This window comes from Pedobacter frigoris (assembly GCF_005116445.1).
Taxonomy (GTDB): domain Bacteria; phylum Bacteroidota; class Bacteroidia; order Sphingobacteriales; family Sphingobacteriaceae; genus Pedobacter; species Pedobacter frigoris.
Genome location: NZ_SWBQ01000002.1, coordinates 131,087 through 147,163, shown reverse-complemented (window position 1 = coordinate 147,163; position 16,077 = coordinate 131,087). Strand labels below are relative to the sequence as shown.

14 protein-coding genes are annotated in these 16,077 nt (G+C 38.0%); 13 read left to right on the top strand and 1 reads right to left on the bottom strand.

Annotated features, from left to right (window positions below; genetic code table 11):
- Positions 1-56 precede the first annotated feature (56 nt).
- The 8 genes from FA047_RS07020 to FA047_RS06985 all read left to right on the top strand — a co-directional run bounded on the left by FA047_RS07020 (position 57) and on the right by FA047_RS06985 (position 9,227).
- Positions 57-938 carry an NAD kinase gene (locus FA047_RS07020; protein ID WP_136835286.1) on the top strand — a complete coding sequence of 294 codons (882 nt, stop codon included), beginning with the start codon at positions 57-59 and terminating at the stop codon, positions 936-938.
- Between the two features lies 1 nt (position 939).
- On the top strand, positions 940-1,764 hold the full coding sequence (gene porG / locus FA047_RS07015; protein ID WP_136835285.1) for a type IX secretion system protein PorG: 825 nt from the start codon (positions 940-942) through the stop codon (positions 1,762-1,764).
- Between the two features lie 19 nt (positions 1,765-1,783).
- Entirely contained in the window at positions 1,784-2,524 is a 741-nt protein-coding gene (locus FA047_RS07010) for an isoprenyl transferase (protein WP_136835284.1), read from the top strand.
- A gap of 63 nt (positions 2,525-2,587) precedes the next feature.
- Positions 2,588-5,134 (top strand): outer membrane protein assembly factor BamA, encoded by a 2,547-nt coding sequence (gene bamA / locus FA047_RS07005; protein ID WP_169304345.1) that lies wholly within the window; start codon positions 2,588-2,590, stop codon positions 5,132-5,134.
- Between the two features lie 15 nt (positions 5,135-5,149).
- The gene (locus FA047_RS07000; RefSeq protein WP_136835283.1) at positions 5,150-5,680 is read left to right on the top strand and encodes an OmpH family outer membrane protein; all 531 of its coding nucleotides are present in this window, start codon (positions 5,150-5,152) and stop codon (positions 5,678-5,680) included.
- 55 nt (positions 5,681-5,735) lie between these two features.
- Positions 5,736-6,293 (top strand): OmpH family outer membrane protein, encoded by a 558-nt coding sequence (locus FA047_RS06995; RefSeq protein ID WP_317130912.1) that lies wholly within the window; start codon positions 5,736-5,738, stop codon positions 6,291-6,293.
- Between the two features lie 96 nt (positions 6,294-6,389).
- The gene (gene murI / locus FA047_RS06990; RefSeq protein ID WP_136835281.1) at positions 6,390-7,226 is read left to right on the top strand and encodes a glutamate racemase; all 837 of its coding nucleotides are present in this window, start codon (positions 6,390-6,392) and stop codon (positions 7,224-7,226) included.
- Between the two features lie 99 nt (positions 7,227-7,325).
- Entirely contained in the window at positions 7,326-9,227 is a 1,902-nt protein-coding gene (locus FA047_RS06985) for an amidophosphoribosyltransferase (RefSeq protein WP_136835280.1), read from the top strand.
- A gap of 52 nt (positions 9,228-9,279) precedes the next feature.
- Here the strand turns inward: FA047_RS06985 and FA047_RS06980 are convergent, their stop codons facing one another.
- A complete protein-coding gene (locus FA047_RS06980; RefSeq protein ID WP_136835279.1) occupies positions 9,280-9,906 on the bottom strand; it encodes a LysE family translocator in 627 nt (208 codons plus the stop codon).
- Between the two features lie 239 nt (positions 9,907-10,145).
- Here FA047_RS06980 and FA047_RS06975 point away from each other — a divergent pair, with 239 nt between their 5' ends.
- The 5 genes from FA047_RS06975 (at position 10,146) to FA047_RS06955 (ending at position 16,005) form a co-directional block, all read left to right on the top strand.
- Positions 10,146-11,576 carry an MFS transporter gene (locus FA047_RS06975; protein ID WP_136835278.1) on the top strand — a complete coding sequence of 477 codons (1,431 nt, stop codon included), beginning with the start codon at positions 10,146-10,148 and terminating at the stop codon, positions 11,574-11,576.
- A 95-nt stretch (positions 11,577-11,671) separates the two neighbouring features.
- On the top strand, positions 11,672-12,121 hold the full coding sequence (locus FA047_RS06970; protein WP_225872669.1) for a deoxycytidylate deaminase: 450 nt from the start codon (positions 11,672-11,674) through the stop codon (positions 12,119-12,121).
- 8 nt (positions 12,122-12,129) lie between these two features.
- On the top strand, positions 12,130-13,659 hold the full coding sequence (gene guaA / locus FA047_RS06965; protein ID WP_136835277.1) for a glutamine-hydrolyzing GMP synthase: 1,530 nt from the start codon (positions 12,130-12,132) through the stop codon (positions 13,657-13,659).
- Positions 13,616-14,845: an ABC transporter substrate-binding protein gene (locus FA047_RS06960; RefSeq protein WP_136835276.1), complete on the top strand. Its 1,230-nt coding sequence runs from the start codon at positions 13,616-13,618 to the stop codon at positions 14,843-14,845. Before guaA ends, FA047_RS06960 begins: the two co-directional genes overlap by 44 nt.
- Positions 14,842-16,005, top strand: a complete 1,164-nt coding sequence (locus FA047_RS06955; protein WP_136835275.1) for an RsmB/NOP family class I SAM-dependent RNA methyltransferase — start codon at positions 14,842-14,844, stop codon at positions 16,003-16,005. The genes FA047_RS06960 and FA047_RS06955 overlap by 4 nt, the downstream gene beginning before the upstream one ends.
- The last annotated feature ends 72 nt before the right edge of the window (positions 16,006-16,077 follow it).

The window sequence follows — 16,077 nt, the reverse complement described above, 5'->3', positions numbered from 1 at the left end:
TATAATGGTAATATCTAATAGAAAAATAACATAGCTTACAAAACCAACATAACTTAATGAAGATTGCAATTTACGGTAGGGAGTTCAATAACAGTGTTTTGCCCTATGTGCAGGAAGTTTTTAATGTTCTTGAGTCGAGCCAGACGCCAATCTTGGTTTACAAAAAGTACCTTGATTTTATAAAAGATAAGGTAAAGCTTCCTATAAATATTGAAGTTTTTTCGGGGCATAAAGAACTACTGGGAAAAGCAGATGTTTTGATCAGCCTTGGAGGAGATGGAACTTTGTTAGATACATTGTCGCTGGTACGCGATTCTGGAATCCCGGTTATCGGAATCAATTTCGGAAGACTTGGTTTTTTAGCAAGTATCAATAAGGATGAAATCAAAACTGCAATTCAGGCATTGCAAAACAAGGAATATTCTTTGGATAAGCGAAGTCTGCTAAATGTTGAATCTAAACAAGGATTGTTTGGAGATGAGAATTTTGCGCTCAATGACATTACGATTCATAGAAGAGATAATTCAGCGATGATGATCATTCATGCTTATATGAATGATGAATTTGTGAACTCATATTGGGCAGATGGATTGATCATTGCGACTCCTACAGGATCTACCGCTTATTCTTTAAGTTGCGGTGGTCCAATCATTTATCCAAGTTCCCAGAATTTTGTGATTACCCCAATTGCTCCACATAATTTGAATGTTCGCCCAGTGATTATTCCTGATGATGTCTCTTTAACGTTCGAGATAGAAGCAAGAAGTTCGAAATTCCTGGTTTCCTGCGATTCCAGAACTGAGACTGTAGACCGGTCCGTAAAGGTGACACTGCATAAAGCTGCTTTTCACGTGAATCTCATTCGTTTAAACAATGAAAGCTATTTAACTACGTTAAGGAATAAATTACTTTGGGGTATTGATACCCGTAATTACTAGGATGCAATATAAAAGACCATTATTTTACCTTTTTCTACTTTCCCTGTTTGGCGTGGCTTCAAAGGCTCAGACATGGGAGTTAGGTATTCATGGCGGTGGGGCAGGTTATCTTGGAGACCTGAATCAGACTAAACCCTTAAAGCTAAGTGGTTTTTCTGCCGGTGGTTATGTGAAAATAAATTTTGACCCATATTGGGCGCTGGGCGCTCACTACACCTATGGGAAAATAAAGGCCGATGATCTTAAATCAGACAATGAAGATTTTAGAAATAGGGGATTGAATTTTAATACGGGATTAAATGAAGTGAGTCTTCAGGTAGATTTTAATTTTCTGGAGTATTTTGCAGGTGGCGGAGCCAAAGGATTCACACCTTATATTTATACAGGGATAGGTGGTGTTTTTTTTAGTCCCAAGGCAAGTTATCCAAATGATCCTGTACTGGGTGATGAAACTTATAAATTGAGATTTTATAAAACAGAAGGGCAAGCGGAGCCCTATAAGAATTATGCTTTGACTGTTCCTTATGGGGTTGGTATGAAATTCAGATTAAAGGAAAATTGGGGTATGTTTACACAGATTGGATATCGATCCGCATATACAGATTATCTGGACGATGTGAGCGCAAAATACCCGGATCCAAATAATTCGAACTGGCCGGCCGATAACAATTTATTAATCAGGCAAACGCTTTCCAATCCTTCTCAGGTTGCGGGTTATGGCTCTCCTGGCACACAGAGAGGTGATTTTAGAAAAAGAGATACATATATGTTTGTAGGTATTGGCATATCTTATACCTTTGTGTCCCAAAAATGTTATACATTTTAGGCATATTTGCACAGAATTAATGGGATTTAAAGAACAAATTGACGTTACACGCTTACCGGAGCATATTGCAATCATCATGGATGGCAATGGAAGATGGGCAAAAAATCAGGGCAAATTCAGGCACTTTGGTCATGAAAGTGGCGTGTTGTCCGTGAAGGACATCGTGGAGGGCTGTGCTGATATAGGAATAAAGCACCTTACAGTTTATGCTTTTTCTACTGAGAACTGGAACAGACCCATTGAAGAGGTTAATGCTTTGATGGAATTATTGATCTCTACCATAAATCAGGAAACAGCTACGCTTACAAAAAATAACATCAGACTGAATGCTATTGGTGATATCGCCTCTCTTCCACAAAAATGTATTGAAGATTTAAAAAGTGCGATGGATAAAACGGCTGGTAATACACGTTGTACTTTGACACTTGCTTTAAGTTATAGTGCAAAATGGGAGCTGATACAAGCAGCGAAAAAGTTGGCCCAGCTTGTAAAGGATCAGAGCCTTCAGATAGATGAGATTAATGAAGAAAATTTCGCGGCTCAGTTAACAACATTGAATATTCCTGATCCGGAACTCATGATCAGGACAAGCGGCGAACATAGAATAAGTAATTTTTTGCTTTGGCAAATGGCATACACGGAACTGTATTTTACAGATACGTTGTGGCCCGACTTCAGAAGAGAAGATTTGTTTGAAGCTATTGTAGACTACCAAAAACGCGAACGCCGCTTTGGTAAAATTAGTGAACAATTGAACTAATTTTACTTTTAACACTTTTTAACATGTGTTTAAATTAACTTAGCATCGATTTTTAGATTGTAAATGAAAAGAATATATCAACTCATATTATTGTTATTGATCGGGTCACCGTCAATGGCACAGATCACACGTCCTCAGCCAAATCCTACGCCGCCTAGCTTGAAAGTTAATGGGTTGGATCTTGATTATTTCAATCCGAAAGAATATATCATAGGCGGAACAACATTAAGCGGAACGAAATATGTGGAAAAAGACGTAATCATAACGCTTTCAACACTCATCAAAGGACAGACTATAACATTGCCGGGAGAAGCGACTTCTAATGCAATTAAGATTCTATGGGCTCAAGGGTTATTTGATGACATAAAACTTGACATCACAAAAATTGAGGGCGATTCTGTTTTCTTTGATATTGATGTGGTTGAACGTCCTCGTTTGGCTTCTTTTGAGATCAATGGAGTAAGTAAATCACAAAAAACGGATATTCTTGAAAAGATTAATGAAAAAAGTGGTAAAGCGATCATAAATGATAATTTATACAATTCAACCACTACTACTATTAAGAAGTTTTTACTGGACAAAGGTTATTTCTTTACTGCTGTAGATTACAAAACCAAACCTGATCCTAATATGGAAAATGGTATGATTTTGCAAGTGTTCATCGACAAGGGGAGAAAGGTTAAAGTTCACGAAATTAACTTTTCGGGTAATAAAGACTTTTCATCTGCAAAATTGAGAAAGTATCTGAAAAAGACGAAGCAACAGGCTTTCTACAAAGTGTTTGGATCTGGGAAGTTTAACAAGGAAAAATACGAAGAAGATAAACTTAAATTAATTGCAAAAATGCAGGACAATGGATACCGTGATGCGGTGATCCTGAAGGATAGCGTTTATCAGTATAGTGAAAAGGCCGTTGGTATTAAAATAGATCTTTATGAAGGCCCTAAATACTATTTTGGAAATATTACCTGGGTGGGAAATGCGAAATATGATACTCAAACTTTAGAAAGAGTTTTGGGTATCGAAAAGGGCGAGGTATTTAGTGAAGAAAAATTAGAAAAGAAATTAAGAGGTAGCGCAAACGGAGATGATGTTTCCAGCGTTTATCTTGATGATGGATATCTTACCTTTCAGGTAGATCCAGTACAAACTAAAATCTATAACGATACTGTTGAGTTAGAAATGCGCATTTATGAAGGCCCACAGTATACAAACAATCGCATTACTGTTAAGGGTAACACAATTACCAACGACAGGGTAGTGCTAAGAGAGCTCAGGACTAAGCCGGGAGAGAAGTTCTCTAAAGCTGCATTGATCCGTACGGTTCGTGAAATTGGTGCATTGGGTAACTTTGATGAATCAAAAACAAATCCGGTTCCAAAACCAAACCCTGCGGATGGTACAGTAGATATCGAATATACAGTAGAAGAAAAACCCTCAGATCAGATTGAATTGTCAGGTGGTTTTGGTGGTGGCAATATCATCGGTACGCTTGGACTGACATTTAACAACTTCTCGTTAAAGAATTTGTTTAATCTCGATGCCTACAAACCATTGCCTAAAGGTGATGGACAGAAATTGAGTCTACGTGGACAAACCAATGGTAAGTATTACCAGTCTTATAGCTTCTCTTTCTCAGAGCCATGGTTAGGTGGGAAAAAGCCAATCAGTTTCGGAGTGAGTGCATTCACTTCACTGCAATCAAATGGTGCAAGTGTAACGGATTCAAGATTTCAAAAAATACGTTTGAACGGTGTTACTGTTAGTTTGGGTAGAAGATTGAATTTTCCGGATAACTATTTCCAGTTGAGTCATTCCATTAATGCACAGCAGTATATTTTGAATAATTACCCTGGATACCTATTCAGTTCAGGTACCTCGTATAACTTCAACTTAACTCAGGAGTTGAGCAGGGATTCCAGAAATCATCAGATCTTCCCGACGGAAGGGTCTTATTTCAGATTCACTATTCAAGCTACTCCCCCGTATTCATTAATGAACAAATTAAACTATTCAACTGCATCCGATAAGCAACGTTACAAGTTCACGGAATATCATAAATGGAAATTTGAATCACAGTGGTTCCAAAAACTGGCAGGAAAATTGGTTGTAAAAGCTCAGGCTCAGTTCGGTTTCTTAGGTTTATATAACCGTGAGGTTGGACAGTCCGCTTTCGAACGTTTTAAACTAGGTGGTGATGGTATGCAAGGATTTGACTTTTTACAAGGATCGGAATTGATCGCTATGCGTGGATATGCTAACAATACAGTAATTCCCGTTGGAGCTAATCCAACCATCGCTCAGAATTCTGGTAGCCCAATATTTACTAAATATGTAATGGAGCTTAGATATCCTGTTATTGCAAGTCAGCAGGCAACTGCCTTTGTGGTTGCATTTGCTGAAGCGGGTAATACCTGGAATAATTTCAGCGACTTCAATCCTTTTAATGTTAGGAGGTCAGTAGGTTTGGGAGCAAAGATATTTTTACCGATATTCGGACTGTTGGGGATAGACTATGGTTACGGATTTGATAAAATACCAGGCTTGCCTGATGCTAATAAAGGTCAGTTCCATTTCAGCATTGCTCAACAGCTAGGTGGATTTAACTAATTAATGCTTAAGAAAATGAAGAAGTACTTTTTAATTTGCTTTTTGTTATTTGCCGGATTTGGTGCCTTTGCACAAAAGTTTGCTTATGTAGATACGGAATATATATTGAAACATTTGCCAGAATATAAATCCTCATTGAATCAATTGAATGTGTTGTCTCATCAATGGCAGCAACAGGTAGATAATAACTTTACAGAAATTGATAAAATGTATAAGACTTATCAGGCAGATCAGGTATTGCTTACTGAAGATATGCGCAAGAGAAGAGAGAATGAGATTATTGAAAAAGAAAAACAGGCCAAAGAATTTCAACGTAAGATTTTTGGTCCGGAAGGTGAACTTTTTCAAAACCGTACCAAGCTATTGAATCCTATACAGGCAAAAGTTGCAAAGGCTGTATCTGAAGTTGCGAAAGTTAAACTGCTAGATTTTATTTTTGACAAAAGCAGCGAAGCTACAATGATGATTTATGCAAGCAGTACTTACGATGTAAGCAATGATGTAATCACCAGATTGGGATATAAACCGGGTTCAATCCTTCAATAAGAATATAGAATAAACTAAAAAACAATTATTAAGAAAAATAAAGATGAGAAAGTTAATGAACGCATTTTTTGTAGCAGCAGGATTATTATTTACTGCTAACATTGCAAATGCACAACAAAAATTGGCACATTTGAATTCAGCTATGATTATTGAAGCGATGCCTGAAGTTAAAAAAGCCAAAGAAACCCTTGAAGCTTTGAACAAAACAAAAACTGCTGATATTGAGAAAATGATCACTGAGTATCAAGGCAAATATCAAGCTGCACAGGCCAAAGAAAAAACCCTGAGTGAGGCTAATAAAGAAGTTGTAGGTAAAGAATTACAGACAATGGGCGCTGAGTTGCAGGATCTTGAAAAACGGATTACTGATGCAAGGACAAAAGCTCAGCAGGAAATGGAAGCGAGAAATGCAGAGTTGTTTAACCCGATCCAGGTAAGAGCTGATGCTGCGATTAAGGCAGTCTCTAAAGAAAAAGGTTTTGCTTATGTATTTGATACTGCAAATCAGGCTTTGGTATATTGGGATGGTGGAGAAGACATTACCAATTTAGTAAAAACTAAATTAGGTATTCCTTTGACAGCAGCAGCACCAGCTCCTGCACCTAAAAAGTAATTTACAGAAATAAGACTTAGACCTGAATGAAAGGTTTGGGTAAAAATATTTAAATTGCGGGACCGGATGATAAAATCCGGTCCCGCTTTTTTTTAAATGGATACTAAACATTCTATTGGTATTTTTGACTCTGGTTATGGTGGCCTGACTGTATTTAAATCTATAGCCCAGAAATTACCTCAGTATAACTATATTTATTTTGGTGACAATGCCCGTTCGCCTTATGGTGACCATTCTTTTGAAACAGTATACCAATATACACTGGAGTGTGTAGAGTGGTTATTTGCGCAGGGATGTCCGCTTGTGATTCTAGCCTGTAATACAGCTTCTGCAAAGGCATTAAGGTCCATCCAGCAAAAGGTGCTTCCAGTTAAATATCCGAATCACAGAGTGCTGGGGGTGATTAGACCGACCGCAGAAATTGTGGGTGCGTATACCGAATCCAAAACCATAGGAGTAATGGGGACGAGGGGGACAGTCAACTCGGAGTCTTATCTTCTTGAGATCAAAAAATTCTTTCCGGAAATTAATGCATTTCAACAAAGCTGCCCAATGTGGGTGCCTTTGGTTGAAAATAATGAACACCTTGATCCTGGAGCCGACTATTTTGTGAAAAAATATGTAGAAGAGTTATTGCAAAAGAAAAAGGAAATGGACTGTATTCTTCTTGCATGTACCCATTATCCTTTGCTCATTCCTAAAATCAAAGCTATACTTCCCGAAGGTGTTAGTCTGTTGGGGCAGGGAGAAATCGTAGCAAACAGTCTTGAAGCCTACCTTGCGAATCATCCTGAAATCTCCTCCGTTATTGGTGCAGATGGTTTTAAATCGTTTTTTACTTCAGGAGATCAGAAGATGTTTGATGAACATGCATCCATTTTTTTTGGCGCAGAGGTAAACTCCGAACATATAGATCTCAAACCAATTTTTTAGATGTTTGAACATTAAATTATAATCTGAATGAAAGATTCTATTTCTTTCTAGGTTCTAATTATTTTTAACGGTAAATTTGCGGCTCAAATAACACACCTAATGAGTGACTCGATAAAACACGAATGCGGAATAGCCTTTATCCGCCTTTTAAAACCGCTCTCATACTACCAGGAAAAATACGGGACTGCACTTTACGGACTAAATAAGCTTTATCTTTTGATGGAAAAGCAGCACAACCGTGGGCAGGATGGAGCCGGTATCGCAACTATTAAACTGGATGTGAAACCAGGGAACCGTTACATCAGCAGGTACCGTTCAATGGCTCAGAACGCAGTTGCAGATATTTTCGGATATGTACAAAACAAATTTGTAGACATCCAGAATGAAACCCCTGAATTGATGCAGGATGCGGAGTGGTTAAAATCAAATGTGAGTTTTATTGGTGAAGTTTTACTGGGACACTTGCGTTACGGAACACATGGAAAGAACAGCATTGAAAACTGTCACCCTTTTCTGCGCCAGAACAACTGGATGACCCGTAATCTTGTTATTGCCGGTAATTTCAACATGACTAATGTTGATGAGTTATTGGAGCAGTTATACGAACTGGGCCAACATCCAAAAGAAAAAGCGGATACTGTAACAGTACTTGAAAAAATCGGACATTTTCTTGATGATGAAAATCAGGAGTTGTTTGATGAATACAAAAAAGAAGGCCTCGACAATGTTGAGATCACACATAAAATTTCAGAACACCTTGATATTGCAAAAATACTAAAACGTTCAGCAAAAAACTGGGATGGTGGTTATGCTATTTCAGGTATTGTAGGTAACGGAGACGCATTTGTATTACGTGACCCTTCTGGAATTCGTCCTGCTTACTATTATCAGGATGATGAGATTGTTGTAGCGGCGTCTGAAAGACCGGCTATACAAACAGCCTTCAATATTGCATTCAAGGACGTAAAGGAAATTGAACCAGGACATGCGTTGATCGTTAAGAAGAGCGGCAAAGTAACTCAGGAGATATTTAGAGAACCTCAGGAAAAAAGAGCATGTTCATTTGAACGAATTTATTTCTCAAGAGGCAGTGATGCTGAAATTTATAAAGAGCGTAAGCACCTTGGGGCATTGTTATGCAAACAGATTTTAAATGCTGTAAGCGCAGACTTAAAAAATACAGTTTTCTCTTTTATCCCTAATACTGCCGAGGTTTCATTTTATGGAATGGTAGATGGTTTACATGCCTACATCAGGGATTTTCAAAAAGAAGCCTTATTACATCGTAAAGATGTATTGGATGATACAGAACTTGATGAATTGCTTTCTATGCGTCCAAGGGTTGAGAAACTGGCTATAAAGGATGTGAAGTTAAGGACGTTCATTACCCAGGATGCAGATAGGCAAGATATGGTAGCCCATGTTTATGATACAACTTATGGGGTAATTAAAAATCATACAGATACTTTGGTTGCGGTTGATGATTCTATTGTTCGTGGTACAACGTTGAAGCAAAGTATCATTAAAATTATTGACAGATTACATCCTAAAAAGATCATTATCGTTTCTTCTGCACCTCAGATTCGTTATCCGGATTGCTATGGTATTGATATGTCGAAGATGGGGCAGTTCGTTGCTTTTGAGGCGGCAATTCAATTGCTGAAAGCCCGTGGGATGGAGCGTGTTATTGAAGAAGTATATCAGAAATGTAAAGCTTCGCTGTTGCTTCCTAAAGAAGAGATTACAAACCACGTTAAGGATATTTATCGACCATTTACTCAGGAAGAAATTTCAGCGCAGATCACAAAGATCATCACTCCTGAAAACATTAATGCTGAAGTTGAGGTAATTTATCAGACTTTGGATAATCTTCATGTAGCATGTCCTAATCATACAGGTGATTGGTATTTCTCAGGAAACTATCCAACTCCCGGAGGAAATAAAGTGGTGAATAAGGCTTTTGTAAACTGGAAAGAAGGAAACAATCAGAGAGCTTATTAATAGATAAAAATTTTAAAATAAAAAGAGGCTGGTCATCATGACCAGCCTCTTTTTATTTATAGTATTTTAGAATCACCTCAATGAATATGCGGATTGCAAATATTATGATTACTGCTCCTGCTATTTTATTTAGAGTCTGTATGTTTTTCTCTTTAATCCGGTACCGCAGTTTGGCTGCATAATAAGTTTTGATGCAATCTACAGAAAGCTGAGTAGCCATAGCGATGACAAAAAATACAACCTTTTCTGTCATATCATAGTGGAGCTGAACAGAAATGATCCCTCCAACCATAATCCAGAACATTAGGGTGGAGGGAGAAAGCAGGCACATTAAAAAACCCTTTAATATATATCCTCTTTTTTTGATTCTGACAGTTTCGGAAATATCATAGTTGACTTTTACTTTATTGAATAAATAATAAAGGCCTATCCCAAAAAGAAACAGACCTCCGATTATTCCAACATATTGATTGTATTCGGAATTATAATCAACAAATTGGGAACCGAATATAGTTAGTGTAATGAAAATGATGTCACTGAAAATGACGCCGATAGCTAACGAAAATCCTGCTTTGAAACCTTTTTCTATGCTTGTTTTAATCATGGAAAAAAACACGGGACCCGTCAAAAACGAAAATAAAATACCCGCACCTATCCCTTGTAATATTGCTTCAAACATTCGGCTAAACCTTATATATTATGCTAATATGCAATTTTAAACATAAAGTACAGTTATTTTTTTGTGAAGTTTTATCTCAGAAATGCTACACTAAGCACTCGATAAATAATGGGTAATATTAACTATTCATTTGTATTTAGTTTGAGGTTTAATAAAAATAAACCGTTTTAGCATATCAATGCTTTACCTTACAATTTTTTTTATTTATGTTTAGAAAACCAAATTTTTATTAAACATATATGGAACAACAATCACAAACCAAATGGGGGCAGTTTATCCCCTTAGTCACGGTATTCTTTTTTTGGGGATTTGTCGCTGCAAGTAACGACATTTTAATACCTGTATTTAAGCATGCGTTTGATTTGTCTCAAAGCCAGAGTCAGTTGGTGTCATTGGCTTTCTACATCGCCTATACCGTAGGCTCTCTGATTTACATGGGAATATCTATGCTGATAAAGAAGGATGTTGTAAATACTATCGGGTATAAGAACAGTCTTGCATTAGGTTTGGTTATCTCCGCAGTGGGTACGTTATTATTTTATCCAGCGGCAAATTTAGGCTCATTTCCTTTGATGTTATCCGGATTATTTATTGTAGCACTCGGGTTTTCGCTACAGCAAACAGTTGCCAATCCATTGGCCATTGCTTTAGGCCCGATTACAACAGGATCGCAGCGTTTAACATTAGCAGGAGGAATAAATAACTTCGGAACAACAATTGGACCGCTGATCGTAAGTTTTGCAATCTTTGGTTCAATTTCGGAGGACGGTGCAGATGTGAGTATCGAAAGTGTAAAAATCCCTTATCTGATTTTAGGTGCAGCTTTTATCCTAGTTGCGATATTTTTAAAAATGTCTTCACTTCCTGATAAGCCAACATTGGTGGAAGCTAAAATCGACGACGCCAGTTTAAAAGGCTCAGCTTTAAAATACCCTCAGCTGGTATTAGGGATGATTGCCATTTTTGTTTATGTAGGTGTTGAAGTATCTACGGCAAGTAATCTTCCTGCTTACATGGAAAAAGATCTTGGCTTTGATATAAAAGACATTGCACCTTACATCTCCCTATATTGGGCAAGTATGATGATTGGAAGGTGGACCGGCGCGGTTGAAGCTTTTACCGATAATGTAAACAAACAAAAAGTATTAAGATTCATTGCCCCATATTTAGCTTTTGGTATCTTTTTAGGTGTAAATGCAATGTTTAATCATGATCTGGCGCCATTCTATGTTTACGGATTAATTATTTTAGTATTGATTATCGCCGATATGGCAAGTAAAGGAAACCCAGCAAGAATGTTGTTAATCTTCTCTTTTGTTGGCATCACCGCCTTAATTATTGGTATGTTCACAACCGGCATGGTAAGCGTCTACGCCTTTACCAGTGTTGGGTTGTTCTGCAGTACATTGTGGCCATGTATCTTTACGCTTGCCGTTAGCGGTTTGGGTAAACATACCAGTCAGGGAAGTAGCTTTTTAATCATGATGATTATGGGCGGCGGCATCATCAGCTGGTTACAAGGATACGTTTCCGAATTTACGGGTATTCAGTATAGTTATATCATAGGTATCCTTTGTTTTGCTTACCTGGCATACTATGCATGGAAAGTAAGTGGGATTTTAAGAAAGCAAGGAATTTCCTTTGATAAGAAGCTTTCAGGCGGACATTAGAAAATAACATCCAGAAAAACTTCCCTCCTCTTATAAAGGAGGGAAGTTTTTTTTTACTTTATATTTGCTCCCCCCGTTTTATAAAAAAGAACCCAATGAAAAAATCATTTAAAGAAATTTACATGAATCTGGCTACCGATCTTGCTTTCAGATCTCACTGTGTGCGTGCTCAGGTAGGTGCAGTACTTACCAAGGATACAAGGATTATTTCAATAGGTTATAATGGGCCTCCCGCAGGTACTCATAACTGTGATGAAGAATGGCCGGATACTGGTTGTGCCAGGGATTCGAGAGGCAGTTGTTCGCTTGCTTTGCATGCAGAAGAGAATGCGATCCTGTATGCCGTAAAAAATGGTTCTAAGATAAGTGGTTCTACATTGTATACGACACTTTCCCCATGCATTGCCTGCGCAAGGCTTATTTTGTCCTCCGGGATAAAAACGGTCTTTTATAAAGACTCTTATGCTGAGTATAAAGGCTTGCCGAGTGATGAAGGGGTAGAATTTCTAAATCGGTTCGGTGTAGAAGTAATTAAATATTCTTAACTTTGGCCATGCTAGAAAAAATCATAATCCTCGATTTTGGTTCCCAATATACACAGTTAATTGCCCGCAGGGTACGCGAATTAAATGTTTATTGCGAAATTCACCCTTTCAATAATATCCCTGAAATCTCATCTGACGTTAAAGGCATCATTTTTTCAGGTAGCCCTTACTCTGTTCGTCAGGAAGACGCGCCACAGATCGACTTAAAAAAGTTTCATAACAACTATCCTGTACTTGCTGTTTGCTATGGTGCACAATACATTGCACAGCATTCAGGTGGAGAAGTTCAACCATCTTCTACTCGTGAGTACGGAAGAGCTAATTTGAATTATGTAACTTCAAATAATAAATTATTTAAAAATATCAGTACAGGTTCGCAGGTTTGGATGTCACATGGTGATACCATTACCAAAGTGCCTGAAAACTTTGAGCTGATCGCAAGTACAGATAGTGTAAAGGTTGCGGCTTATCAGGTCAAAGATTCTGAAACTTATGCAATACAATTCCACCCGGAAGTTACACATAGTACTGATGGTAAACAATTGCTGGAAAACTTCCTAGTAGACATCTGCGGTTGTAAGCAGGAATGGACACCTGATGCATTTGTAGAGACTACCATTGCCGGGCTTCAGGAGAAACTGGGTAATGATAAAGTAGTTCTTGCACTTTCTGGAGGTGTGGATTCGAGTGTAGCAGCAATTTTGCTTCACAAGGCTATCGGTAAAAACTTGCATTGTATTTTTGTAGACAATGGATTATTACGTAAAGGTGAATATGATGCTGTTCTGGAACAATACAAACACCTTGGCTTGAATATAAAAGGTGTTGATGCAAAAGAACGTTTCCTAAGTCAACTTGCTGATGTAAAAGATCCTGAATTAAAGCGTAAGGCAATTGGACGTGTATTCATAGAGGTATTTGATGATGAAGCACATCTTGTACAGGATGTAAAATGGCTTGCACAGGGTACCATATATCCTGATGTAATTGAATCCGTATCGGTTAAGGGCCCTTCGGCAACCATCAAATCTCACCACAACGTAGGTGGCCTACCAGATTTCATGAAACTGAAAGTAGTAGAGCCATTAAACACTTTGTTCAAAGACGAAGTAAGAAGAGTAGGAAGGTCACTTGGACTGGAAGACTTCATCATTGGACGTCACCCTTTCCCTGGTCCAGGCTTAGCCATCAGAATCCTTGGAGATGTAACTGCGGAAAAAGTAGCCATCTTACAAGAAGCAGATGCTATCTACATCAATAACCTGAAAGAAGCTGGTTTATATGATAAAGTGTGGCAGGCAGGAGCAATCTTCCTTCCTGTTCATTCAGTAGGTGTAATGGGAGATGAGAGAACCTATGAAAATGTAATCTGCTTACGTGCAGTTGAATCTGTAGATGGGATGACAGCGGACTGGTGTCATTTGCCATATGAAGTACTCGCTAAAATTTCTAATGAAATAATTAACAAAGTAAAAGGAATTAACCGCGTCGTATATGACATTAGTTCAAAACCACCAGCTACAATTGAGTGGGAATAAATATTGGCTAATTATTTTTATCATACTGTTCATCTCGGCTTGTTCACCAAAGGTACAGAAGACAGTTGTTAAAAAGCCCGATGTTCCCAAGGTAGAGAAAGAAGTAGAAAAGCCTGCGTTAAAATTTACGCAGGCTAATATTTCTTTGCTGGTCCCTTTCAGGCTAAACGACCTTAAACTAAAAACTGCGACTAAGTCGGAAATTGAAAAAGCTGCTATGGCCATTGATTTCTATCAGGGCTTTAAACTCGGTGTAGATTCTGCAGCTTCACTCGGCCTTAATTTTAAACTTAAGGTGTTTGACTCACGTAACAGTAATGCTCGTCTTGATGAGTTAATTAAAGATGGGGATTTAACTGGTAGCAATTTGATTGTGGGCCCTGTTTTTCCCGAAAGTTTAAAACACATTGCTAAATATTCTACCTCTAAAAGCATACCTGTCGTAAGCCCATTGGCGGCCACACATCCAAATGAATTTAACAACCCCAATCTTATTTCTATTGTCAATAACATAGATTTACATGCTAATAAATTGGGGGACTATATTACATCTGCCTATAATCCTGCAAATACTGTAGTCGTTCTCATAAATCCCAAAACTCCGGACGATGGGGTAATGGCAGCACCTATAAGGGCCTATTTTGCAAATAGTAAAAAGCAATTTACTTTTCAGGAGTTTGCTTCAGTTTTTACAATGGAGACAAAACTGATTAAGAATAAAAAATATGTGATTATAGTAAGTAGTGATGATAGGAAATTTGTTGTGCCTACGATAGATAAGCTAATTAAAATCAAGAATACCGGTCTTGCTATTGATTTGTTTGGGCATCCGGATTGGGTAAAACAAAACTATAATGTAGACAAGCTGCAGGCATTGCGTACAGCCGTAACTTCATCTTATAAGATTGACTATACCAGTAGTACTGTCAATAATTTTATCAGAAAGTATCGGCAGCAGTTTAATTTTGAACCAGGAGAATATGCATTCAAAGGTTTTGATATCGGTTTTTATTTTTCAAAACTCCTGGCAGAACACGGGATAGATTATCTTGCATATTTAACCAAAGAAAAGTATAAAGGGTTGCATAACAGATTCTCATTTTATTACGATGAGAAACTTGGCTATATCAATACAAGTTTGATGCTGCTGAGGTACCAGAATTTTGCTTTAAATATCATTGAATGAGAGTAGAACATCAAATAAGAGCATTTGAACAGATCTTCGATAAATATGATGGTACTACACCGCTGCATCGTTTTCTTTTCGCTTATTTCAAGCAAAACAAACAGATGGGCTCATCTGATCGCAGATGGGCAACACGGTATATCTATAGCTTTTTCCGCTTGGGGAAAGCAATGCCAAAGGCTGATCAGATCCTCCGTTTAGCAATAGGCGATTTTTTATGCAATCAGACTCCCAGTTTAATCATAGCTTCAAAATTACCTGAACTTCAAGAGCAGTTAGGTCGATCAGTGAAAGATAAAATTGCATTGATTATTGAAAACCATCCTGATTTTAAACCCGCGGACGTATTTTGTTTTCACGAGAATCTCAGCAATAGTCTCGAAAAAGAAGACTTCTATGAATCTTTTTTTACGCAGCCGGATTTGTTTGTCCGCGTGCAAAGAAGCAGATTTGAGCAGCTTGTAGCGACCTTAAAGCAGACGGAAATTAATCCGGAGATTATTGGAGAGCAAACTTTGGCTTTACCTAATGGCACTAAACTGGAGAAAATAATTCCTGATCAAAAATACTATCAGGTGCAAGATCTTTCTTCGCAAAAAACCAGCGCTTTCTTTCTGCCTCAACCCTGGGACTATTGGTGGGATTGCTGTGCAGCCTCAGGAGGTAAATCTTTGTTATTGTACGATCTGGAACCCAGTGTACAATTGCTGGTTAGTGATATTCGTGAAAATAGCTTAAATAACCTGGATGAACGTTTTCAGGAAGCAGGGTTGAAAAAGTATCAGAAGAAAGTGCTTGACTTACTGCAAAACAATGAGCAGGATTTACATCATTACGAATTTGATGGAATCATACTGGATGCCCCTTGTTCGGGATCGGGCACCTGGGGACGTACTCCAGAGATGCTTTATTATTTCGATGAACACAAGATTAGCTACTTTTCAAAACTGCAAAAGACGATAGCGGAAAATGTGGTCAGGTACCTTAAGGAAGGAAAACCGTTAGTTTATATTACTTGCTCTGTATTTAAGCAGGAAAATGAAGAAGTAGTAGAATGGATGCTCCAGAACCTTCCTGTGAAGCTCGAAAAAATGGAACTGATCAAAGGATATCACAGTAAATCAGATACCATGTTTGCTGCTCGCCTGATCAAACAGTAATTTAAACCGAATGGCGGCTTATAAGAGGTTAGACTGTTATTGGACTCTTGTCAGACTCTCGTCAGAGTTGTG